At 62.2% G+C, this 20,042-nt stretch carries 17 protein-coding genes; 8 read left to right on the forward strand and 9 right to left on the reverse strand.

The features are described from left to right. The first annotated feature begins 12 nt into the window (after positions 1 to 12). From G7025_RS02945 to G7025_RS02955, 3 genes are all read left to right on the forward strand, one after another. A complete protein-coding gene (locus G7025_RS02945; protein WP_181076478.1) occupies positions 13 to 1,035 on the forward strand; it encodes a putative 2-aminoethylphosphonate ABC transporter substrate-binding protein in 1,023 nt (340 codons plus the stop codon). 119 nt (positions 1,036 to 1,154) lie between these two features. Then, positions 1,155 to 2,282 carry a TIGR03364 family FAD-dependent oxidoreductase gene (locus G7025_RS02950; RefSeq protein WP_181076480.1) on the forward strand — a complete coding sequence of 376 codons (1,128 nt, stop codon included), beginning with the start codon at positions 1,155 to 1,157 and terminating at the stop codon, positions 2,280 to 2,282. Continuing rightward, positions 2,279 to 2,842, forward strand: a complete 564-nt coding sequence (locus G7025_RS02955; RefSeq protein ID WP_181076481.1) for a phosphonate degradation HD-domain oxygenase — start codon at positions 2,279 to 2,281, stop codon at positions 2,840 to 2,842. The genes G7025_RS02950 and G7025_RS02955 overlap by 4 nt, the downstream gene beginning before the upstream one ends. Here G7025_RS02955 and G7025_RS02960 read toward each other — a convergent pair. Next, on the reverse strand, positions 2,833 to 4,200 hold the full coding sequence (locus G7025_RS02960; RefSeq protein ID WP_181076483.1) for a DUF3482 domain-containing protein: 1,368 nt from the start codon (positions 4,198 to 4,200) through the stop codon (positions 2,833 to 2,835). The two genes, G7025_RS02955 and G7025_RS02960, sit on opposite strands and share 10 nt — an antisense overlap. After that, positions 4,193 to 5,572, reverse strand: a complete 1,380-nt coding sequence (locus G7025_RS02965) for a DUF2868 domain-containing protein (protein WP_181076484.1) — start codon at positions 5,570 to 5,572, stop codon at positions 4,193 to 4,195. Before G7025_RS02965 ends, G7025_RS02960 begins: the two co-directional genes overlap by 8 nt. Positions 5,573 to 5,641: 69 nt before the next feature. On the opposite strand from G7025_RS02965, the gene G7025_RS02970 reads away from it, so the two are divergent. Then, the gene (locus tag G7025_RS02970) at positions 5,642 to 6,154 is read left to right on the forward strand and encodes a dihydrofolate reductase (RefSeq protein ID WP_181076486.1); all 513 of its coding nucleotides are present in this window, start codon (positions 5,642 to 5,644) and stop codon (positions 6,152 to 6,154) included. A gap of 78 nt (positions 6,155 to 6,232) precedes the next feature. On the opposite strand, the gene G7025_RS02975 is transcribed toward G7025_RS02970, so the two are convergent. Next, the gene (locus G7025_RS02975; protein WP_181076488.1) at positions 6,233 to 7,624 is read right to left on the reverse strand and encodes an L-cystine transporter; all 1,392 of its coding nucleotides are present in this window, start codon (positions 7,622 to 7,624) and stop codon (positions 6,233 to 6,235) included. A 241-nt stretch (positions 7,625 to 7,865) separates the two neighbouring features. Between G7025_RS02975 and G7025_RS02980 the strand changes: the two genes are divergently transcribed. Then, positions 7,866 to 8,927, forward strand: coding sequence for a haloacid dehalogenase-like hydrolase (locus tag G7025_RS02980; RefSeq protein ID WP_181076489.1), 1,062 nt, complete (start codon positions 7,866 to 7,868; stop codon positions 8,925 to 8,927). 139 nt (positions 8,928 to 9,066) lie between these two features. On the opposite strand, the gene ilvD is transcribed toward G7025_RS02980, so the two are convergent. Beyond that, the gene (ilvD, locus tag G7025_RS02985) at positions 9,067 to 10,908 is read right to left on the reverse strand and encodes a dihydroxy-acid dehydratase (RefSeq protein WP_181076491.1); all 1,842 of its coding nucleotides are present in this window, start codon (positions 10,906 to 10,908) and stop codon (positions 9,067 to 9,069) included. A 278-nt stretch (positions 10,909 to 11,186) separates the two neighbouring features. On the opposite strand from ilvD, the gene G7025_RS02990 reads away from it, so the two are divergent. Beyond that, positions 11,187 to 12,920: a DUF4153 domain-containing protein gene (locus G7025_RS02990; RefSeq protein ID WP_181076492.1), complete on the forward strand. Its 1,734-nt coding sequence runs from the start codon at positions 11,187 to 11,189 to the stop codon at positions 12,918 to 12,920. Here the strand turns inward: G7025_RS02990 and G7025_RS02995 are convergent. Both G7025_RS02995 and G7025_RS03000 read right to left on the reverse strand, forming a co-directional pair. Continuing rightward, positions 12,917 to 14,080, reverse strand: a complete 1,164-nt coding sequence (locus G7025_RS02995; RefSeq protein WP_181076494.1) for an MFS transporter — start codon at positions 14,078 to 14,080, stop codon at positions 12,917 to 12,919. The genes G7025_RS02990 and G7025_RS02995 overlap by 4 nt on opposite strands. 172 nt (positions 14,081 to 14,252) lie before the next feature. Next, positions 14,253 to 15,449, reverse strand: coding sequence for a class I SAM-dependent rRNA methyltransferase (locus tag G7025_RS03000; RefSeq protein ID WP_181076495.1), 1,197 nt, complete (start codon positions 15,447 to 15,449; stop codon positions 14,253 to 14,255). Positions 15,450 to 15,675: 226 nt separating this feature from the next. On the opposite strand from G7025_RS03000, the gene G7025_RS03005 reads away from it, so the two are divergent. Next, entirely contained in the window at positions 15,676 to 16,542 is an 867-nt protein-coding gene (locus G7025_RS03005) for an HDOD domain-containing protein (RefSeq protein WP_181076497.1), read from the forward strand. Between the two features lie 21 nt (positions 16,543 to 16,563). After that, a complete protein-coding gene (gene mutM, locus G7025_RS03010) occupies positions 16,564 to 17,376 on the forward strand; it encodes a bifunctional DNA-formamidopyrimidine glycosylase/DNA-(apurinic or apyrimidinic site) lyase (protein ID WP_034101302.1) in 813 nt (270 codons plus the stop codon). Between the two features lie 118 nt (positions 17,377 to 17,494). Here mutM and G7025_RS03015 read toward each other — a convergent pair whose 3' ends face one another. The 3 genes from G7025_RS03015 to G7025_RS03025 all read right to left on the reverse strand — a co-directional run bounded on the left by G7025_RS03015 (position 17,495) and on the right by G7025_RS03025 (position 20,027). Further along, the gene (locus G7025_RS03015; protein WP_181076498.1) at positions 17,495 to 17,746 is read right to left on the reverse strand and encodes a YfhL family 4Fe-4S dicluster ferredoxin; all 252 of its coding nucleotides are present in this window, start codon (positions 17,744 to 17,746) and stop codon (positions 17,495 to 17,497) included. Between the two features lie 102 nt (positions 17,747 to 17,848). Beyond that, positions 17,849 to 18,328 (reverse strand): pantetheine-phosphate adenylyltransferase, encoded by a 480-nt coding sequence (gene coaD, locus G7025_RS03020; protein ID WP_003176711.1) that lies wholly within the window; start codon positions 18,326 to 18,328, stop codon positions 17,849 to 17,851. Positions 18,329 to 18,431: 103 nt separating this feature from the next. After that, a complete protein-coding gene (locus tag G7025_RS03025) occupies positions 18,432 to 20,027 on the reverse strand; it encodes a GMC family oxidoreductase (protein WP_181076499.1) in 1,596 nt (531 codons plus the stop codon). Between the last annotated feature and the right edge of the window lie 15 nt (positions 20,028 to 20,042).

Raw genomic sequence — 20,042 nt, forward strand, 5'->3', positions numbered from 1 at the left:
AGGAGGTTCCTTATGTTCAAGCCCCTGGCGCTGGTCGCTGCCGTACTCACCGCATTCAGCCTGAATGCCTTCGCCAAGACCGACCTCACCGTGTACACGGCCCTCGAAGCCGAGCAGTTGAAGACCTATAAAAAAGCCTTCGAGCAGGCCAACCCCGATATCGAGATCAAATGGGTACGCGACTCCACCGGGATCATCACCGCCAAGCTGCTGGCTGAAAAAGATCGCCCGCAGGCTGACGTGGTGTGGGGCCTGGCCGCCTCGAGCCTGGCGATCCTCGAGCAGCAGGGCATGCTGGACAACTATGCGCCGAAGGATTTGGACAAGATCGGCAAGAATTACCGCGACCCTGCCAATCCGCCCGCGTGGGTCGGCATGGACGTCTGGGCCGCGACGATCTGTTTCAATACCGTCGAAGCCGAGAAGCAGGGCCTGACCAAACCGGTGAGCTGGCAGGACCTGACCAAACCTGAATACAAGGGCAAGATCGTGATGCCCAACCCGGCGTCGTCCGGCACCGGTTTCCTTGACGTGAGTGCCTGGTTGCAAACCTTCGGCGAGAAGCAGGGCTGGCAGTACATGGATGACCTGCACCAGAACATCGGCCAGTACGTCCACTCCGGTTCCAAGCCGTGCAAGTTGGCGGCTTCCGGTGAATTCCCGATCGGTATTTCGTTTGAGTACCCGGCGGTCCAGCTCAAACGCCAAGGGGCGCCGCTGGACATCATCCTGCCCAAAGAAGGCCTGGGCTGGGACATCGAAGCCACCGCCGTGATGAAAGGCACCGCCCACGCCGAGGCGGCGAAAAAACTCGCCGACTTCTCCGCCAGCCCCGCAGCCATGGAGCTGTACAAGGACAACTTTGCGGTACTCGCCCAGCCAGGTATCGCCAAGCCGCAGACCGAGTTGCCGGCCGACTACGAGCAACGCTTGATCAAGAACGACTTCGCCTGGGCCTCGAAAAACCGCGACAGCATCCTGACCGAATGGCGCAAGCGCTATGACGGTAAGTCGGAGAAGGTCGCCGGTCAGTAATGATCGTTCCCACGCTCCTCGTGGGAATGCTGCCCTGGACGCTCCGCGTCCGCTGTTAAATGAGTGACGCAGAGCGTCACTGGATGCATTCCCACAGAGTGTGGGAACGAGAGGAACGCATGAGCAGTGATCTGTTAATTGTCGGCGCCGGCATCCTCGGCCTGTCCCACGCCTACGCCGCCGCCAAGCGTGGGCTCAAGGTCAAGGTGTTCGAACGCAGCACCACGCCCCTGGGCGCCTCGGTACGTAACTTCGGCCAGGCCCTGGTTACCGGCCAGCCGCCTGGGCCGATGCTCGACCTGGCGCGGCAAAGCCGTGACATCTGGGGGCATTGGGCCCAGGTGGCGGGCCTGCCGCTCAAGCGCAACGGCGCTTACCTGTTCGCCCGCACCGAAGCGGAAGAACACCTGCTGGAAGCGTTCTGCGCCGGGCGCGCGCAGGAACACGGGTACAACGTGGAGCTGCTGCAGGGCGCGGCAATGCGCGATCTGTACGGCGGCCAGTTCCGTCATCACCGGGCCGCGCTGCACGGTCGCGACGACCAGCAACTGCATTCGCGGGAAGCTCTCCCGGCGTTGATCGACTATCTTCGCCGCGAACTGAAGGTGGAATTTCACTTTTCTACGCTGGTGCGCGACGTTGAGCCGGGCCACGTGCACAGCACAGCGGGCAGCTTTCGCGGCGAACAGATCATCGTCTGTTCCGGCCATGATTACCAAACCCTGCTGGCCGAAGCGCTGGCCGAACTCAACCCGAGTATCTGCCGCCTGCAAATGCTACGGGCGCGACCAGCGCTGAATCTGAACCTGCAACATGCTTTGCTCACGGGCCTCAGTTGCGTGCATTACGGCGCGTTCGCCGATCTGCCGGAAGCGGCGGCGGTGCAGGCGCAGATCCTGCGCGATGCGCCGCACCTGCACGAGCATGGCATTCATCTGCTGATCAGCCCCACGCCTTATGGTGAGCTGATCATCGGCGATTCCCATGATTACGGCCGGGATGCGTCACCCTTCAACGGCGAACAGGTGGACAACTGGATGATTGAACTGGCCGAGCAGACCCTGGGTTGTGCAATTCAGGTAGTCGAGCGCTGGCAGGGGGTCTATGGCGCGCGCGGGCCAGGACCGTTTTCCTTCGTACGGGCGGCGCCCGGGGTCAGCGCGGCGTTGATGCACACCGGCGTGGGCATGAGCGTGGGGCCGGCGCTGGGCGAGCGCAACGTTGCGGCGCTGTGGGGTGAGGCGTGAGTAGCCCGGAGCAGACGATTGCCGACGTGTTCGGCCTGTACGAACAGCACGGCGCGGTGGAATACATCGGCGAACCGGTGTCGCAGCTCGAGCATATGTCCCAGGCCGCGCAGCAGGCCCTCGCCGAAGGCGTCGATGACGAAGTGGTATTAGCGGCGTTCTTTCATGATATCGGCCATCTTTGTGATCAACGTGCCGAGAGCATGGGCGGTTACGGCGTGGTCAGCCATGAGCGGCTGGGGGCGGATTACCTGCGCCGAGCCGGCTTCAGCGAACGCCTGGCCAGGCTTGTGGAGTATCACGTCCAGGCCAAGCGTTACCTGACCTTCAGCCAGCCGGATTATTACGCACGCCTGAGCGAGGCCAGCCGCCGCACCCTGGCTTACCAGGGCGGCATGATGAGTGCGGTCGAGGCCCGGGCCTTCGAACAGGACCCGCTCTGCGTGGTGAGTGTGCGTCTGCGGCATTGGGATGAGATGGCCAAGCAGCCCAATGTGCCGCCGCTCGACCTTGAATGGCTCAAGGCCAAGGCACGGCGGTTGCTGACGGCTCAGTCCTGATCGAGGCGCTCGGCGAGGGCGTCGATCTGTTCCTGGCGCTCGGCCTGGCTCAGTCTGGCGTGGGGGTTGAGGGACGACCATTGCGGGTGGGCGCGGGCCTTATGCAGGGCGTCGGGCAGTTTGCCCTCGCGCCAGGTTTTGTCCTGGGGTGTGTCCACTTTGATGCTGTGCATCGCCGCATGGCCGCGCAGGTTGAGGGCCTTGAGCAACTGGCGTTGGCGCAGGGCGAGCAGGCGCAGCACGCTGTCGTCCACGGTCAGCTCGCGGTGACCCTTGAGCTTGCCCATCAAGCGGTTGCCATAGCTGCGTGCGGTTTGCAGCGCGCCTCCGGCAATCGCACCGGCCAGGGCGGCGGCGCCGAGGGTCAGGCCGCCGACCAGCAGATCCACACCCGCACCGGCCGCCGCACCGGCAGCGATCCCGCCGCCGACGCGCACGCCGAGTTGCTTGAGGGTTTCGGGGTTGAACAGGTCGTCGCCCCAGCGCCCGTCCAGCAACGGCAAATCACTGGCGGCGGCATCCTGCGGGCGGAACCCGAAGAGTTTGAGCAAGGCGTCCACACACTTTTGTTCGCGTTGACGCATAGCCTTGCGCAGTTCGCCGATTGCGTTGTGCTCGTCCTCGGTGACCACGCTGCGTCGGCACGCGGCGCAGTCGATCAGCAGCTCGGCGATCAACCGCGCGGCGCTTTGCTGGCGGGCCTGGCGTTGAGCCTCCTGGTCAAGAACCAGCCTTTCTAACTGCGGCCGGGCGTTTTCCAGCAGCAGGGCGAGGCTTTCATACAAGCGCCGTTCGCCGTCTTCGGGCGGCGCGACGCTGTCAAAACGCACCAGCGCATGCAGGCCGAGGCGTGCCAGGGCTTCACGCCAGTCCGGCTCGCGGTGGTCGCTGCTGCTGACGAAGTTGAGTATCGGCAACAACGGCTTGCCGCAACTGGCCAGCACCTGCAGTTCGTCGCGGTATTTGGCGAGCACCGGTTCGCGGGCATCGATCACGTACAAGCCGGCGTCCGAGGCCTGCAGTTGGCGCAGCACCTTGGCCTCCTGTTCGAACCGCTGGCGCGCTTCACTGCCCTCCAGGAAGCGCGCCAGGCGCGCCGGGCCGTCAAGCCGTTCGCCAGGGCGGTCCAGGCGCTCCAGGTAATCGAGCAGGGCGATGGCGTCTTCCAGACCGGGCGTGTCGTACAACTCCAGCAAGGCTTCACCGTCCACCGACAGGCGCGCGCCTTCGACATGCCGCGTGGTGCTGGGGCGATGGGATACTTCGCCGAAGCCCACATCGCGGGTCAGGGTACGCAACAGCGAGGTCTTGCCGACGTTGGTGTGGCCGACCACGGCGAGTTTCAACGGCTTAGTCATGACCGGTCTCCAGCCAGTTCAACGGTGCGCAGTCGGCGAAGGGAAGCTCGAGCTGTTGCAGCGCGTTGTGCCAATCGCCCAGGCGTTCGGCGTCCAGCGCCTGGCCGGGTGGCGCCTGCAACAGCCAGACGCGGGCGGCGCTGGCGCTGCGAGCCAGTTCGGCGATCAGCGCCAGGCTGCCGCGATCCGGCGAGCGCCGTGGGTCGCAGGCAATGGCCAGGCGCGCAGGTGGGAAGCGCGTGAGTTGTTCCAGCAGTTTGTGGCGCGATTCGCGGCTGTCGAGAATACCGGCGTTACTCACGTTGGCCGGTAGTTTGGGCGGCCAGGGGTGCTGACCGTCCAGTTCGATGGCCACCAGCAGGGCGCCATTGCTGTCCTGTTCACTGACGCCGCCGATGACGGCATGCAAGTGATCGGGCGCGGCGTCATTAACCCCAAGACGCTCGCTGCTTGGCATCAGGCGCTCGCGCAGTTGGCTGTAGCCGGGCAGGTTGAGGTCTAGGCGCAGGGCGGCGCGTCCGCGTTTCCAGCGCCACAGGCAGAGCAGGGCGAGGATCAGGCGAGGCAGCAGGCCGTAAACCAGCAGCACGCCGACCAGCCACGCTGCCCAGGCCTGGCGCGCACGCTCGATATTCACGGCTGCATCCCCGCTGGCGCGGATCATCTCGGCGCTTGGCACGTTGAAGCCGAGCAGGGCAGGCAAGGTACCCAGCGCTTGTGTCACAGCGACGAAGGTATCGGCGCCGAGGATAGTGGTTTCCCACACAAAGCCGTAGCGGCGTGTGGCAAGCAATGTCAGAAGAATCACCAGCGCACTGAGCAATGCCAGCAGCCAGAGGCTGTTGACCAGGACGCCTACGGCCCAGCGATTGAGCTTCTGCCGTTGCAACAGCAGTAACAGGGCCGGGGCCAATTGCGCGGCCTTGGCATCGCGTGCGAATTTTTCGCTGAGCCACAGCCACAGGCGCCCGAGGCTGGCGCTATGTTCGCCGGCCAATAGCAGGCCCAATGCCCAGCTGATCAGCAGAATCAGGTTCAAGCCGAGCAGGCTGCCCAGCGCCCAGAACACGTTCACTGGCGCCAATCCGTTACCCAGCGCGGCAAACGCCAGGGCGGCACCGCTGACCACCGCGAGTATCGCCAGCAGCACCAGCGCCAGGCGCGCGCCTTGCAACCAGCGGGTCAGGGCCGCCACCAAGCCATCGCGCTCGGCCAGGTGCAAGGCGCGTCGTTGAATGCGCGTCGGCAGGTCGCCTCCGGCCGTGCGGGCCAGGCGGTTGGCTTCCTGGTCTTCGAGGTTGCCGGCGTGTTCTTCACGCAGCCGCACGGTTTCCGTCAGCCAGAGTGTGTGTAGCGAGTTCAGTGCAGTCACGCGCTGTCCTGTTGAGCAAGTGAGTCTGGAGCATAACCGCTGACTCGCGGCTCTGGTATTCTCGTCGCCATGAAAAAAACTCTCCCTCTAAGCCTGATCGCGGCCCTCGGTGAAAACCGCGTGATCGGCGTCGACAACCGCATGCCCTGGCATTTGCCCGGGGATTTCAAATATTTCAAGGCCACCACCCTCGGCAAGCCGATCATTATGGGGCGCAAGACCTGGGACTCCCTGGGCCGACCGCTGCCGGGGCGCTTGAACATTGTGGTCAGCCGTCAGACCGACCTGGCGCTGGAAGGTGCGGAAGTTTTTCCGTCACTGGAGGCCGCCGTCGAGCGCGCCGAGGCATGGGCATTGGAGCAGGGCGTGGACGAGCTGATGCTGATCGGCGGTGCGCAGTTGTATGCGCAGGGCCTGGAGCTGGCGGATCGGTTGTATTTGACGCGGGTGGCGTTGAGTCCGGAAGGGGATGCGTGGTTTCCGGAGTTTGATCGCAGCCAGTGGACGCTGGTGTCGAATGCTGAGAATGCGGCTGAGGGCGACAAGCCAGCCTACAACTTTGAAGTTTGGGAAAAAGCCTAAAAGCATAGGGGGCAAGCCCCTTCCCACATTGATATGCACGCCAAATGTGGGAGGGGGCTTGCCCCCGATGGCGGTCTATCAGGCCTGCGCTAACTCCGCATGCTCATCCGCCTCCAGCAGCGCCTTGTCCGTCTGCCCCATGATCTGGCTGGTAATCGCGCCGGCCGTCATCGAACCATTCACGTTCAACGCCGTACGGCCCATGTCGATCAGCGGCTCCACGGAAATCAGCAGCGCCACCAGTGACACCGGCAAGCCCATGGCCGGCAGCACGATCAACGCGGCAAAGGTCGCACCGCCGCCCACCCCGGCAACGCCTGCCGAACTCAAGGTCACAATCGCTACCAGGGTCGCGATCCACAGCGGGTCCAGCGGGTTGATGCCCACGGTCGGCGCCACCATCACCGCCAACATGGCAGGGTAGAGACCGGCGCAACCGTTCTGGCCGATGGTCGCGCCGAACGAAGCGGCGAAGCCGGCGATGGATTGCGGGATACCCAGGCGACGGGTCTGCGCTTCGATGCTCAGGGGAATCGCGGCCGCGCTGGAGCGACTGGTAAAGGCGAAGGTCAACACCGGCCACACCTTGCGGAAAAACCGCAGTGGGTTGACCCCGGCCAACGACAGCAGCAGGCCGTGCACCACGAACATCAGGCCCAAAGCCAGGTACGACACCAGCACAAAGCTGCCGAGCTTGATGATGTCCTGCAGGTTGGAACTGGCCACCACTTTGGTCATCAGTGCCAGTACGCCGTACGGGGTCAGCTTCATCACCAGGCGCACCAGGCGCATCACCCAGGCTTGCAGGGTGTCGATGGCGTTGAGGACCTTCTGGCCTTTTTCCACGTCATCCTTGAGCAGCTGCAGCGCGGCAACCCCCAGGAATGCGGCGAAAATCACCACGCTGATGATCGACGTCGGCTTGGCCCGGGCCAGGTCGGCAAACGGGTTGGCCGGCACGAACGAGAGCAGCAGTTGCGGGATATTCAGGTCGGCGACTTTGCCCGCGTAATCGCTCTGGATCACTTGCAGGCGCGCCATTTCCTGGGTGCCGGCCACCAGGCCTTCGGCGGTAAGGCCGAACAGGTTGGTGAGGGCGATACCGATCAACGCCGCAATCGCGGTGGTGAACAGCAGCGTGCCGATGGTCAGGAAGCTGATCTTGCCCAGGGACGCCGCGTTATGCAGGCGCGCCACGGCACTGAGGATCGAGGCGAATACCAGCGGGATCACGATCATTTGCAACAACTGCACATAGCCGTTGCCGACCAGGTCGAACCAGCCGATGGAGGCCTTGAGCACCGGGTTGCCGGCGCCGTAGATGGCATGCAATACCACGCCAAACACCACGCCCAGCACCAGCGCGAACAGAACCTTTTTGGCCAGGCTCCATTGGGTACGACGGGTTTGTGCCAGGCCCAGCAGCAGGGCCACGAACACCAGTAAGTTGAGAATCAGCGGCAGATTCATTTGAGCTCCATTGAGAAGGCGCCAATCGCGTGAGCCTGCGATTGCGAACCGGGGAGCCTAACAGCTTGAAATATAATGATTTAATACCAATATGGAATGGTAACTGTCGTTTTTGGAATAAGCGTTTGACGCAAAGGCGTATGGCGTTGGCGGTAACGGGACGCGCACGGTCGCGGGTGAAGTGGGAACTGTCATAGGGATTTGTTAGCGTCGATGTCTTTCACTCAGGGAGACAACGCCTATGAAGCTCGCGCCGACACTACTGGTATCCGCCGTACTTTGCCTGGGGCTCGCCGGCCAGGCGTTCGCCGACACCGAGTTGAAACACTGGCCGGCACCCGCCGCCAAGCAGTTGAACGAGATGATCGCCGCCAACGCCAACAAGGGCAACTTCGCGGTGTTCGACATGGACAACACCAGCTACCGCTACGACCTCGAAGAGTCGCTGTTGCCCTACATGGAAAACAAGGGGCTCATCACCCGCGAAAGCCTTGATCCATCGCTCAAGCTAATGCCGTTCAAGGACACTGCCGACCACAAGGAAAGTCTGTTCAGTTACTACTATCGCCTGTGCGAAGTGGACGACATGGTCTGTTACCCGTGGGTCGCCCAAGTGTTTTCCGGCTTCACCCTCAAGGAACTCAAAGTCCAGGTCGACGAGCTGATGGCCTCCGGCAAGCCCGTGCCGGTCAGTTATTACGAAGGCGATGTGGTGAAGACGTCCGAGGTGCAGCCGCCGAAAGTCTTCACCGGCCAGGCCGAGCTGTACAACAAGCTGATGGAAAACGGCATCGAGGTGTATGTGATGACCGCCGCCTCGGAAGAACTGGTGCGCATGGTCGCCGCCGACCCGAAGTACGGCTACAACGTCAAACCCGAGAACGTGATCGGCGTGACCACCCTGCTCAAGGACCGCAAGACCGGCGAACTGACCACCGCACGTAAACAGATCGCCGCCGGCAAATACGACGAGAAGGCCAACCTCGGCCTGGAACTCACCCCGTACCTGTGGACCCCGGCGACCTGGATGGCCGGCAAGCACGCAGCGATCCTCACCTACATCGACGAATGGAAAAAACCGCTGATCGTCGGCGGCGACACGCCGACAAGCGATGGCTACATGCTGTTTCACGATGTGGACGTGGCCAAGGGCGGCATTCACTTGTGGGTCAACCGCAAAGACAAGTACATGGCCCAACTCAACGGCATGATGGCCAAGCATGCAGCGGCGCAGGCCAAGGAAGGGCTGCCGGTGACGGCGGACAAGAACTGGGTGATCGTCAAGCCGGATGAAATCCAGTAACTGATCAAAAATGGGGGAGGGGCTTGCCCCCGATTGCAATAGTTCAGTTGCAAATGTGCTAACTGGCACGCTGGCTTTGAGATTTGGCCAGGCATAAAAATGCCCCGCGCTTGGCGGGGCATTTTTATGGGCGCAGGTCTTACAGACCGTCGAGCATCGCCTTGTTACGCACAGCGCCTTTGTCGGCACTGGTAGCGAGCAGGGCGTAAGCCTTCAGCGCGGTAGTGACCTTGCGCGGACGCTTCTCCACCGGCTTCCAGCCTTTTTTATCCTGCTCTACCCGGCGTGCCGCCAGTTCTTCGTCGCTGATCAACAGGTTGATCGAGCGGTTCGGAATGTCGATCAGCACTTTGTCGCCATCCTGCACCAGGCCAATCGCACCGCCGGCTGCGGCTTCCGGCGAAGCGTGGCCGATGGACAGGCCCGAGGTGCCGCCGGAGAAGCGGCCATCGGTCAGCAGGGCGCAGGCTTTGCCCAGGCCTTTGGATTTCAGGTACGACGTCGGGTAGAGCATTTCCTGCATGCCCGGGCCGCCTTTGGGGCCTTCGTAGCGGATGATCACGATGTCGCCGGCCTTCACTTCGTCGGCGAGGATGCCGCGTACGGCGCTGTCCTGGCTTTCGAAGATTTTCGCGTTGCCTTCGAACACATGGATGGACTCATCCACGCCGGCGGTTTTGACCACGCAGCCGTCGAGGGCGATGTTGCCGTACAGCACGGCCAGGCCGCCTTCTTTGGAGTAGGCGTGCTCGACACTGCGGATACAGCCGTTTTCACGGTCGTCGTCGAGGGTGTCCCAACGGGTCGACTGGCTGAAAGCGGTCTGGGTCGGGATGCCCGCCGGGCCGGCCTTGAAGAAGGTGTGCACGGCTTCGTCGTCGGTCTGGGTGATGTCCCATTTGGCGATGCCGTCGGCCATGGTCTTGCTGTGCACGGTCGGCAGGTCGGTGTGCAGCAGGCCGCCACGGGCCAGGGAGCCGAGGATGGAGAAGATCCCGCCGGCGCGGTGCACGTCTTCCATGTGGTACTTCTGGATGTTCGGCGCGACCTTGCACAGTTGCGGCACATGGCGGGACAGGCGGTCGATGTCGCGCAGGTCGAAGTCGATCTCGGCTTCCTGGGCCGCGGCCAGCAAGTGCAGGATGGTATTGGTGGAACCGCCCATGGCGATGTCCAGGGTCATGGCGTTTTCGAACGCCTTGAAGTTGGCGATGTTGCGCGGCAACACCGACTCATCGTTGTCGCCGTAGTAGCGCTTGCACAGCTCGACGATGGTGCGGCCGGCCTGCAGGAACAGCTGCTCGCGGTCGCTGTGAGTGGCCAGGGTGGAACCGTTGCCCGGCAGTGCCAGGCCGAGGGCCTCGGTGAGGCAGTTCATCGAGTTGGCGGTGAACATGCCGGAGCACGAACCGCAGGTCGGGCAGGCGCTGCGCTCGTATTCCGCCACCTTCTCGTCAGAAGCGCTGGAATCGGCGGCGATGACCATGGCGTCGACCAGGTCCAGGCCATGGGAGGCGAGTTTGGTCTTGCCGGCTTCCATCGGACCGCCGGAGACGAAGATCACCGGGATGTTCAGGCGCAGCGCGGCCATCAACATGCCGGGGGTGATCTTGTCGCAGTTGGAGATGCACACGATGGCGTCGGCGCAGTGGGCGTTGACCATGTACTCCACGGAGTCGGCGATGATCTCGCGGCTCGGCAGCGAGTACAGCATGCCGTCATGGCCCATGGCTATGCCGTCGTCCACGGCAATGGTGTTGAATTCTTTTGCCACGCCGCCGGCGCGTTCGATTTCGCGGGCGACCAGCTGGCCCAGGTCCTTGAGGTGGACGTGGCCGGGTACGAACTGAGTAAAGGAGTTGGCAATCGCGATGATCGGCTTCTTGAAGTCGTCATCTTTCATCCCCGTGGCGCGCCACAGTGCGCGGGCGCCGGCCATGTTGCGGCCGTGGGTGGATGTTTTCGAGCGGTAATCTGGCATGGAGCACTCCGGGCGGCTAATCAGGTACTAAAGGGGAGTGAGCTTCTATGGACGTCTGGAACACTCAGAAATAGCCGTGTGTCCGGAGGTTGCCTCAAACGCTGCGGGATCGCCGCGCGCCGTGGCCTTGAGCTCATAAACCCGCCGGGGGATGACTGGCGATGAATAGGGCCGATTCTACACCGCTGGCGGCTGGAGGGAATGGGGCAATACTCAGCGCCACCGGCTTTGTTTAGACTGGCGGCCCTTTGCTCTTACCTCGCTCCAAAGGAATTGGAATGCCCGTTATTCATCGTCTTCTAGGCTTCTACCTGCTGATCGGCCTGATCCAGGGCATCGTCTGCTATTACGCCGGCCAGTTGCATCGCTTGAGCGAGACGCTGTTCTTCGTCACCGGCACCGTGGTGTTGGTCGGCGGCACTACGTTGCAGCTGCTGGGCGAAAAAGCCCGACATTGGCGCTCATTGCTGCCTACCCTGGCGTTCACCCTGCTGATGGGCGGCATGACATTTTGGGTCTGCCAGGGCCTTGACCCGGATGACAATCACCGCTGGGCGATCAATACCTGGATCATCAGCTTGCTGGTGCTGTGTTATGTCTGTGCCACCTTCCTGTTCGCCTGGCCCGTCACCAAAGGGCAGCGCTGGCGCTATGAGGACCTGTTCCTGCAAGCCTGGAGCAGCGTGTTTATCGTGCTGTACGCGTTGATCCTGGTGGCGGTGATCATGCTGTTGCTCAAACTCTGGGGCCAACTGTTCCTGATGCTGGGCATCGAGTTTTTTGAGCGTCACTTCTGGAGCAAGCTGTTCCTGTGCTTCAGCCTGCCGCTGGTGTTTGCGCTGGGGATGTATCTGGCGGCGCGTAGCGAGAAGGTCATCGGCCAGATGCGCAGCATGCTGTTGAGCGCCTGCGGTCTGTTGCTGCCATTGATTGCGCTGATCAGCGTGTTGTTTACCCTGACCTTGCCGTTCACCGGGCTGGCGCGGATTTGGGCCACGGGTTATTCCACCCCGATTCTGCTGGTGTTGGCCGGGGCGCAGTTGTTCCTGCTCAACGGCGTGTTCCAGGATGGCGTCCAGCCTCGACCGTATCCCAAATGGTTGACGCATTTTATCGAGTTGAGCCTGCTGTGCCTGCCGATTCTTGCCGCGCTGGCGTTTTATTCAAGCTGGCTGCGGGTCGAGCAATATGCCTTGTCGCCCCTGCGTTTCATCGCACTGGCACTGGCCGTATTGTGCAGCCTGTACGGCCTGGCGGCGGTGTGGGCGGTGGCCTTGCGCTCGCCGGTCTGGCTGGGCAACTTGCGGGTGACCAACCCGGCCCTGGCGTTGCTGTTTTGTGGGCTGGTGGTGTTGATCAATACGCCGCTCCTGGACCCGGTGCGCTTGAGCGTCGACGATCAGGTCCGGCGTCTGCTCGACGGGCGTATCAAGGCAGAAGCGTTCGATGCGAACAACCTGCGCTTCGGCCTGGAAAAGGCCGGCCAGGAGGCGTATGCGAAATTGCAGGCCGACCTGGATCAGGAGCGCATTCTTGACCCGCAAACACGCCGCGCCCTGCGCGAGCGCATGGAGGACACGTCGCTGAGTTTCAGCGAACAGTACGAAAAGGAACGCGCCCAGCGGCCCAAGCCCGAGTTGGAATGGATCGGCCCGCAGCCCAAAGGCAGCGAACAGTTCGCGAACCTCAGCCTGGATGCGGACTCGCCTTGCGAACCCGGCTGCGTGCTGTGGGCGGTCGACCTTGACGAGGATGGCCGGCCCGAAGTGCTGGCCATCCCACACACCGGCTACAGCCACGACTTCATGCTCCCGCGCATTTTTGTGCAGGACCGGAAGGGCCAATGGGGAGATCGCGGCCCGCTGCTGTGGACGCAACTGCCGGACGGAGCCGTCGACACTGAAGCGCTGATCCGTGACATCCGCGCAGGCAAGGTATCGTTGGCCAAGCCGCGTTACCTGCAATTGGAGTCCAGTGACATGTTGCTCACCCCGGTGATTCGGGAGCGTTAGTCGCGGCCTGTTCGGTGATTGGTCACCAGTCCCCACAGGCTCAAGCCGATAAAACTGAGGGCGATGGTCAGCAGCAGATGACCGCCCGCCTGGGCCAGTGCCGCGCTGCTGACGGCGGCGGTGAGGAACATGATGCTGTTTCCTGCCGAGGCCGCCGTGCCCGCGCGGCTGGAAAATAACAGCATCGCTGCAGAAATGGCGGCGGGTCGAACCAGGGTGACGGCGAGGGCGCTGATCAGCATTGGAATCAGCAAGGTCACGGTGGTGATGGCTTTCAGGCTGATGATCAGCGTTAACAGCGCGCCAGCAACAAGCAGTAGCCCTAGGCCGATGTTGATTTGTCGCGACAGCGAAATGCGCTTTTGCAGGTACGAAGCCGCCACGCCGCCGAGCAGATAGGCCAAGCCGTACACCATCAGCACCAGCGCATATTGGTATTCGGACAACTTCAGTGCATCCATGAAAATCATCGGCGTCACGCTGATCAAGGCGAAATAACAGGCAAACACCAGGGCGGCGATCCACCAGTAGCGCAGGAAGTCACGATTGCGCGCAACAGCTTTGAGTGTGCCGAGGATGGGCACCGGCGCGCGATGCGGGCCGGTGGACTTGGAGGGCAGGATGCAGAACGCATGGATCAACATGCCCAATGCCATCAGTGCAAAGCCGTAGAAACTGCCTTGCCAGTCGAAGGTGGTTTGCAGCCAGGAGCCGATCAGCGGCGACAGTGCGACAAACGAGCCGCTCAGGGTCATGTAATAGAGGCGCACTCTGGCACGGTGCTGTTCTTCGAACAGGTCCTCCACCAGCGCGTGGCCCAGTACGAAGAAACCGCAGCCCACAGCCTGTACGCTTCGAAACAGCAGGAAGGTCGGATAGTCGTTCGCCAGTGCGCAGCCCATCGCTCCCAGGATCGACAGCACGATACAGCCGAGCAGGACTTCCTTGCGTCCCCATTTATCCGAGAGCGGCCCGGCGACCATCTGCGAGATCGAAAACACCAGCGTAAACAGACTGATCGACAGCGCGATGTCTGCACTGGGGGTGTCGAACCGGGTTGCCAGCGCGGGGAAGGAGGGCAGCAGGATATTGATCGGGAAGAAGCTGATCAGGGAAATGCTGGTGATGAGGATGAAGCGGGAGAGGATGGGCCCAGACATTGTTAGTGTTTTCCGGCGTAAAACCAGAAACCGATACTAGTCTGCGAAAAATGCAATGCAATCCAAAGTGTTGGAAGAAATTTCCTGAATTAACGTAGCTTGCTGCGGTAGGAAAAATCTTCATTGCACCGCCCAAACTAAAGGTGGGAGGGGGCTGGCCCCTCCCACCGTTTCAGCTATTGGGCAACAACCGGCACGTAATGCTCTTGATATACCGCGTCTCCACGATCGCCGGATGCACCGGATGATCCGGACCCTGGCCGCCGCGTTCCAGCATCTGGATATTGCGGTCCAGATGGCGCGCGCTGGTCAGCAGGATGTTTTGCAGGTCGTCCTCTGGCAAGTGCATGGAGCACGACGCACTGACCAGGATGCCGTCCTTGCTGAGCAGGCGCATGGCTTGCTCGTTCAGGCGGCGGTAGGCGCCTTCGCCGTTCTTCATGTCTTTCTTGCGTTTGATGAAGGCCGGTGGGTCGGCGACGATCACGTCGAAGCGCTCTTCGCTGGCTTTCAGCTCCTTGAGCGCTTCAAAGACGTCGCCTTCGATGCAGGTCATTTTCTCGGCGACGCCGTTGAGCGCCGCGTTGCGCTCCACACCGTCGAGGGCGAAGGCGGAGGCGTCGACGCAGAACACTTCATTGGCGCCGAACGCCGCGGCTTGCACGCCCCAGCCGCCGATGTAGCTGTACAGGTCAAGTACGCGTTTGCCTTTGGCATACGGGGCCAGGCGGGCGCGGTTCATGCGGTGGTCGTAGAACCAGCCGGTTTTCTGGCCCTGGATCACCGGGGCTTCGAATTTCACCCCGTTTTCTTCCAGCGCCACCCACTCCGGCACCAGGCCGAACACGGTTTCGACATAGCGGTTGAGGCCTTCGGCGTCGCGTGCGGCGGAATCGTTCTTGAACAGGATGCCGCTGGGCTTGAGCACTTGAGTCAGCGCTGCGATCACGTCGTCCTTATGGGCTTCCATGGTCGCCGAGGCGATCTGTACCACCAGGATGTCGCCGAAACGGTCGACCACCAGGCCCGGCAGCAGGTCGGAATCGCCGTAGACCAGGCGGTAGAACGGTTTGTCGAACAGGCGATCACGCAGGGACAGGGCGACGTTCAGGCGATGCACCAGCAGCGACTTGTCCAGCGGCAACTTGATGTCGCGCGACAGCAGACGGGCGCAGATCAGGTTGTTCGGGCTCATGGCCACAATGCCGAGGGTCTTGCCGCCGGCCGCTTCCAGGATGGCCTGGTCGCCTGCCTGGAACCCGTGGAGTGGGGTGGCGGCCACATCGATTTCGTTGCTGTAGACCCACAGGTGGCCGTTGCGCAAACGACGATCGGCGTTGGCTTTGAGACGCAGGCTTGGCAGGGACATGACGTCGCTCCGGAAAAAAGAGCGGGAGTATACCCTTTGCGCACCGGTTTATGTGGGCGCTGGCTTGCCTGCGATGCGGACGGCGCGCTGTATCTGACGTACGGCGGCGATGCTGTCGCAGGCAAGTCAGCTCCCACATTTGATCGGGTTTCAATTCAGGTTTTTTGAGGTGTCAGTCAGCTTTGCTTCAAGGTTAGAATCCCCACCTAGCCCGGAGTGTGTACTTATGTCCCAAGAGCTTACCGCCGAACAGATTCAACAGGCCCTGCAAGGCATCAGCGTACCGCCGCAACCGCAGATCATGGTGGATCTGCAGATGGAGCAGTACATGCCCGACCCGGACCTGGAGGTGATCGCGCGGTTGATCTCCCAGGACCCGGGCCTGTCCGGCGCGCTGCTTAAAATCGTCAACTCGGCGCATTACGGCCTGAGCAACAAGATCGCGTCGATCCAGCGCGCGGTGAACCTGCTGGGCAGCCGTTCGGTGATCAACCTGATCAATGCCTTGTCGATCCGGGGTGAAATGAGCGATGAAACCATCGTCACCCTCAACCGCTTTTGGGACACCGCTCAGGACGTGGCCATGACCAGCCTGACCGTGGCCAAGCGCACCGGCTCCCAGGCCGTGGACGAGGCCTATGCCCTTGGGCTGTTCCACGATTGTGGCGTACCGCTGATGCTCAAGCGCTTTCCCAACTACATGAGCGTGCTCGAAGAGGCCTACGCCAATGCCGGGCCGGACTGCCGCGTGGTCGATACCGAGAACAACGCGTTCAATACCAACCACGCGGTGGTGGGCTACTACACCGCCAAGTCCTGGCGCTTGCCGGAACATGTGACCGACGCGATCGCCAACCACCACAACGCCCTGGCGATTTTCAGCGACGAGTCGTCACGCAATGCACCGCTGAAGAACCTGCTGGCGATCCTGAAGATGGCCGAGCACATCTGCGAGTCTTACCGGGTGCTGGGGAACCAGTCGGTGGACCATGAGTGGAATGCCGTTGGCCCTCTGGTGCTCGATTATGTGGGGCTGTCGGACTACGACTTCGAGAGCATGAAGTTGTCGATCCGCGAATTGGGCGCGAACTGATTTTTTACCCAAGAGGCGTACATGCCCGAGTTACCTGAAGTCGAAACCACCCGTCGCGGGATTGCCCCGCACCTGGAAGGCCAGCGCGTCAGCCGTGTGGTGGTGCGCGAACGGCGCCTGCGCTGGCCGATCCCGGAAGACCTGGATGTGCGTCTCTCCGGGCAGCGCATCGTGCTGGTGGAACGGCGCGCCAAGTACCTGTTGATCAATGCCGAAGTGGGCACTCTGATCAGCCACCTGGGCATGTCCGGTAACCTGCGCCTGGTGGAAACCGGCATGCCGGCGGCCAAGCATGAGCATGTGGATATCGAACTCGAATCCGGCCTGGCCCTGCGCTACACCGACCCCCGGCGTTTCGGCGCGATGCTCTGGAGCCAGGACCCGCACAACCACGAACTGCTGCTGCGCCTGGGGCCGGAACCGTTGACCGACCTGTTCGACGGCGAGCGCCTGTTTCAACAGTCCCGCGGCAAGTCCATGGCGGTCAAACCGTTCATCATGGACAACGCGGTGGTGGTCGGTGTGGGCAACATCTATGCGACGGAAGCGTTATTCGCGGCGGGGATCGATCCGCGTCGAGCGGCCGGCGGCATTTCACGCGGGCGTTATTTGAAGCTAGCGATCGAGATCAAGCGGGTGCTGGCGGCGGCCATCGAGCGCGGCGGCACTACATTGCGGGACTTTATCGGCGGCGATGGGCAGCCGGGTTATTTCCAGCAGGAACTGTTCGTCTACGGCCGGGGCGGCGAGGCGTGCAAGGTGTGCGGGACTGAGCTGCGCAATGTGGTGCTGGGGCAGCGGGCGAGTGTGTTTTGCCCAAGGTGCCAGAGCTGATTGCGGGTGATGGCTGATATCGCTATCGGGGGCAAGCCCTCTCCCACAGTTTGGGCATACATTCCAAGTGTGGAAGGGGGCTTGCCCCGGATAAGGCCCTGACAGGCGCTGAATAAGCTCAATGCTTACCGGTAATCTGCCGGTACTTCTCCATCAACTGCTCTTGCGTCTCCGGATGGGCTTCATCCAGCGGAATGCAATCCACCGGGCACACCTGCTGGCACTGAGGTTCGTCATAGTGGCCGACGCACTGGGTGCACAGGTTGGGGTCGATCACATAGATCTCCTCACCTTGGGAAATCGCCGCGTTCGGGCACTCGGGTTCGCAGACGTCGCAATTGATGCAATCGTCGGTGATGATCAGGGACATGGAAACTCCTGCCAGGGCCGTCAGCCAAGGCATCTGAAAACTAATGCGCGCAATTGTGCCGCATTGGCGCCCGCAGTGCGAGCAGGCGCCGATTGAGCGGTCTTACTTCTTGAAGCGCAGCGTCAGTGCATCGGCCACGGCCGGATGCACAAACTTGGTGATATCTCCGCCCAACGCCGCGATTTCCCGGACCAACGTCGAGGAAATGAACGAGTAACGCTCCGACGGCGTCAGGAACAGGCTCTCAACGTCCGGCGCCAGTTGGCGGTTCATGTTGGCCAGTTGGAACTCGTATTCGAAGTCCGACACCGCGCGCAGGCCGCGCAGGAATACATTGGCGTTCTGCTCCTTGGCGAAATGCGCGAGCAACGTGGAAAAGCCCACCACTTCCACGTTGGGCAGGTGCTTGGTGACCTCTCGCGCCAGCTCCACGCGCTGTTCCAGGGGAAACAGCGGGTTTTTCTTGGGGCTGGCAGCGACCGCGATGATCACATGGTCAAACAGGCGAGAGGCGCGTTCGACCAGATCTCCGTGGCCTTTGGTAATCGGGTCGAAGGTACCTGGGTACAACACTCGGTTCATCGCGTCGTCCTGGCGGAGTCCGTTGGGGAACCGGATGGTATCGCAGCCATCTCGGTCGGCCAAGTCGACTTATGTAGATAGATGCCGTGAATCCCACGTTTATTCACGCTGTTTTCAGACGTTCGGCCAATGCCGTTGCCAATTGCGCGGTCAGTCCATACACCGACAATTGCGGGTTGGCGCCAATGCTGGTGGGGAACAACGAACCGTCGTGGATCGACAGATTGCGCAATTGGTGGTGCCGGCCAAGGCTGTCGGCCACGGCCATTTTCGGGTCTTCGCCCATGGCGCAACCGCCCATCACGTGGGCGCTGCCCAGGCAGGTGCGGTGCAGTTCCAGGTTGAGGCCCTCGATCAGCGTGCGGGCCTCGGCCAGGGTCTTTACATAGCGCGCATCATGGTGCAGCGGTTTGACCGACGTGGCGCCCGCCGCAAACTGAATCTCGGCCATGCTATGAAAGGCGCGCCGCAGGCCGTCCCAGGCATAGTCCGACACTTGGTAGTCGAGCACCGGCGTGCCGTCGCCGCGCAGCTCCACATTGCCGCCCGGGCTGTCGGGATGAAAGCCGTCGCGCAGCAACGCCAGCATGGCGTGGGTATTGGGTAGCTGGCTCATGTCCAGTGCATTCTGGGCGCCGTAGCCGCCCAGCAGCGTACTGGCCAGCGCCGGGTGCAACGGTGGCGCTTCGAGCTTGTAGGACATTTTGCCGGTGGTGCCGTCCTGCCATTGGAAATGGTCGGAATAGATCGACTGCGGCGCGCCGTAAAACGGGTTGATCACCTCGTCGAACAGTGCCGCAGAGAAATTCACCAGGTGCAGGAAGGTACGCTTGCCCAGTCGCGAATGCGGGTCGGGCGCGTCCGACCGCATCAGCAGCGCCGGGCTGTTGATGCCGCCACCGGCCAATACATAATGCTTGGCCTTGACCGTGATCTTGCGCCCGGTGGGCGCTACACAGCGGGCGTCCATCGCCACGCACTCCAGGCTGCTGACGGTGTCGCCGTTATATTTGAAACGCTCGGCGCGCGCCAGATAGAGCAGCTCGCCGCCTTGTTCCAGGGTCGACGGGATGGTGGTCACCAGCATCGATTGCTTGGCGTTGACCGGGCAGCCCATGCCGCAATACCCCAGGTTGAAACAGCCGCGCACGTTGCGTGGGATCACGTGCCAGCTGTAGCCAAGTTTTTCGCAGCCCTTGCGAATGACATCGTTGTTGGCGTTAGGCGGGATGGCCCAGGGGGCGATGCCCAGGCGTTGCTCCATTTTTTCGAACCACGGCGCCATCTCGGCGCTGCTGTGGCCCTTCACCGTATATTCGCTGGCCCAGTGAGAAAGGGTTGCGTCCGGTGTGCGAAAACTCGATGTCCAGTTGATCAGCGTGGTACCGCCCACCGCGCGGCCCTGCAGGATGGTGATTGCGCCGTCCTTGCTCATGCGGCCGATGCCTTCCTGGTACAGGCTGGTGTAGGCCTCGTCCTCAAGTAACGTGAAATCGCTGCTGGTCTTGAGCGGGCCTTCCTCGATCAGCAGCACCTTGTAACCGGCCGCGCTGAGGATTTCCGCGGTGGTGCCACCGCCGGCGCCGCTGCCGATGATCGCGACATCGGTTTCCAGGGTCAGGTCTTGATCGAGGGCGGCGCCATTATGGGTTTTCCAGCCACGGGCCAGGCCTTCGCGGAACAGATCGGGTACAGGCATCAGGGTCGTCTCTTG

The sequence above is a fragment of the Pseudomonas lurida genome (genome assembly GCF_013522705.1).
GTDB lineage: Bacteria > Pseudomonadota > Gammaproteobacteria > Pseudomonadales > Pseudomonadaceae > Aquipseudomonas > Aquipseudomonas quebecensis.

What these genes read in the sequence shown, in the direction of transcription:
- G7025_RS02950 (WP_181076480.1), top strand. Translation starts at nt 1,155, where the DNA reads ATGAGCAGTGATCTGTTAATTGTCGGCGCCGGCATCCTCGGCCTGTCC.
- G7025_RS02970 (WP_181076486.1), top strand. Translation starts at nt 5,642, where the DNA reads ATGAAAAAAACTCTCCCTCTAAGCCTGATCGCGGCCCTCGGTGAAAAC.
- ilvD (WP_181076491.1), bottom strand. Translation starts at nt 10,908, where the DNA reads ATGCCAGATTACCGCTCGAAAACATCCACCCACGGCCGCAACATGGCC.
- G7025_RS02960 (WP_181076483.1), bottom strand. Translation starts at nt 4,200, where the DNA reads ATGACTAAGCCGTTGAAACTCGCCGTGGTCGGCCACACCAACGTCGGC.
- G7025_RS03015 (WP_181076498.1), bottom strand. Translation starts at nt 17,746, where the DNA reads ATGTCCCTGATCATCACCGACGATTGCATCAATTGCGACGTCTGCGAA.
- G7025_RS02990 (WP_181076492.1), top strand. Translation starts at nt 11,187, where the DNA reads ATGCCCGTTATTCATCGTCTTCTAGGCTTCTACCTGCTGATCGGCCTG.
- G7025_RS02975 (WP_181076488.1), bottom strand. Translation starts at nt 7,624, where the DNA reads ATGAATCTGCCGCTGATTCTCAACTTACTGGTGTTCGTGGCCCTGCTG.
- G7025_RS03000 (WP_181076495.1), bottom strand. Translation starts at nt 15,449, where the DNA reads ATGTCCCTGCCAAGCCTGCGTCTCAAAGCCAACGCCGATCGTCGTTTG.
- G7025_RS03025 (WP_181076499.1), bottom strand. Translation starts at nt 20,027, where the DNA reads ATGCCTGTACCCGATCTGTTCCGCGAAGGCCTGGCCCGTGGCTGGAAA.
- coaD (WP_003176711.1), bottom strand. Translation starts at nt 18,328, where the DNA reads ATGAACCGAGTGTTGTACCCAGGTACCTTCGACCCGATTACCAAAGGC.
- mutM (WP_034101302.1), top strand. Translation starts at nt 16,564, where the DNA reads ATGCCCGAGTTACCTGAAGTCGAAACCACCCGTCGCGGGATTGCCCCG.
- G7025_RS02980 (WP_181076489.1), top strand. Translation starts at nt 7,866, where the DNA reads ATGAAGCTCGCGCCGACACTACTGGTATCCGCCGTACTTTGCCTGGGG.
- G7025_RS03005 (WP_181076497.1), top strand. Translation starts at nt 15,676, where the DNA reads ATGTCCCAAGAGCTTACCGCCGAACAGATTCAACAGGCCCTGCAAGGC.
- G7025_RS02945 (WP_181076478.1), top strand. Translation starts at nt 13, where the DNA reads ATGTTCAAGCCCCTGGCGCTGGTCGCTGCCGTACTCACCGCATTCAGC.
- G7025_RS02995 (WP_181076494.1), bottom strand. Translation starts at nt 14,080, where the DNA reads ATGTCTGGGCCCATCCTCTCCCGCTTCATCCTCATCACCAGCATTTCC.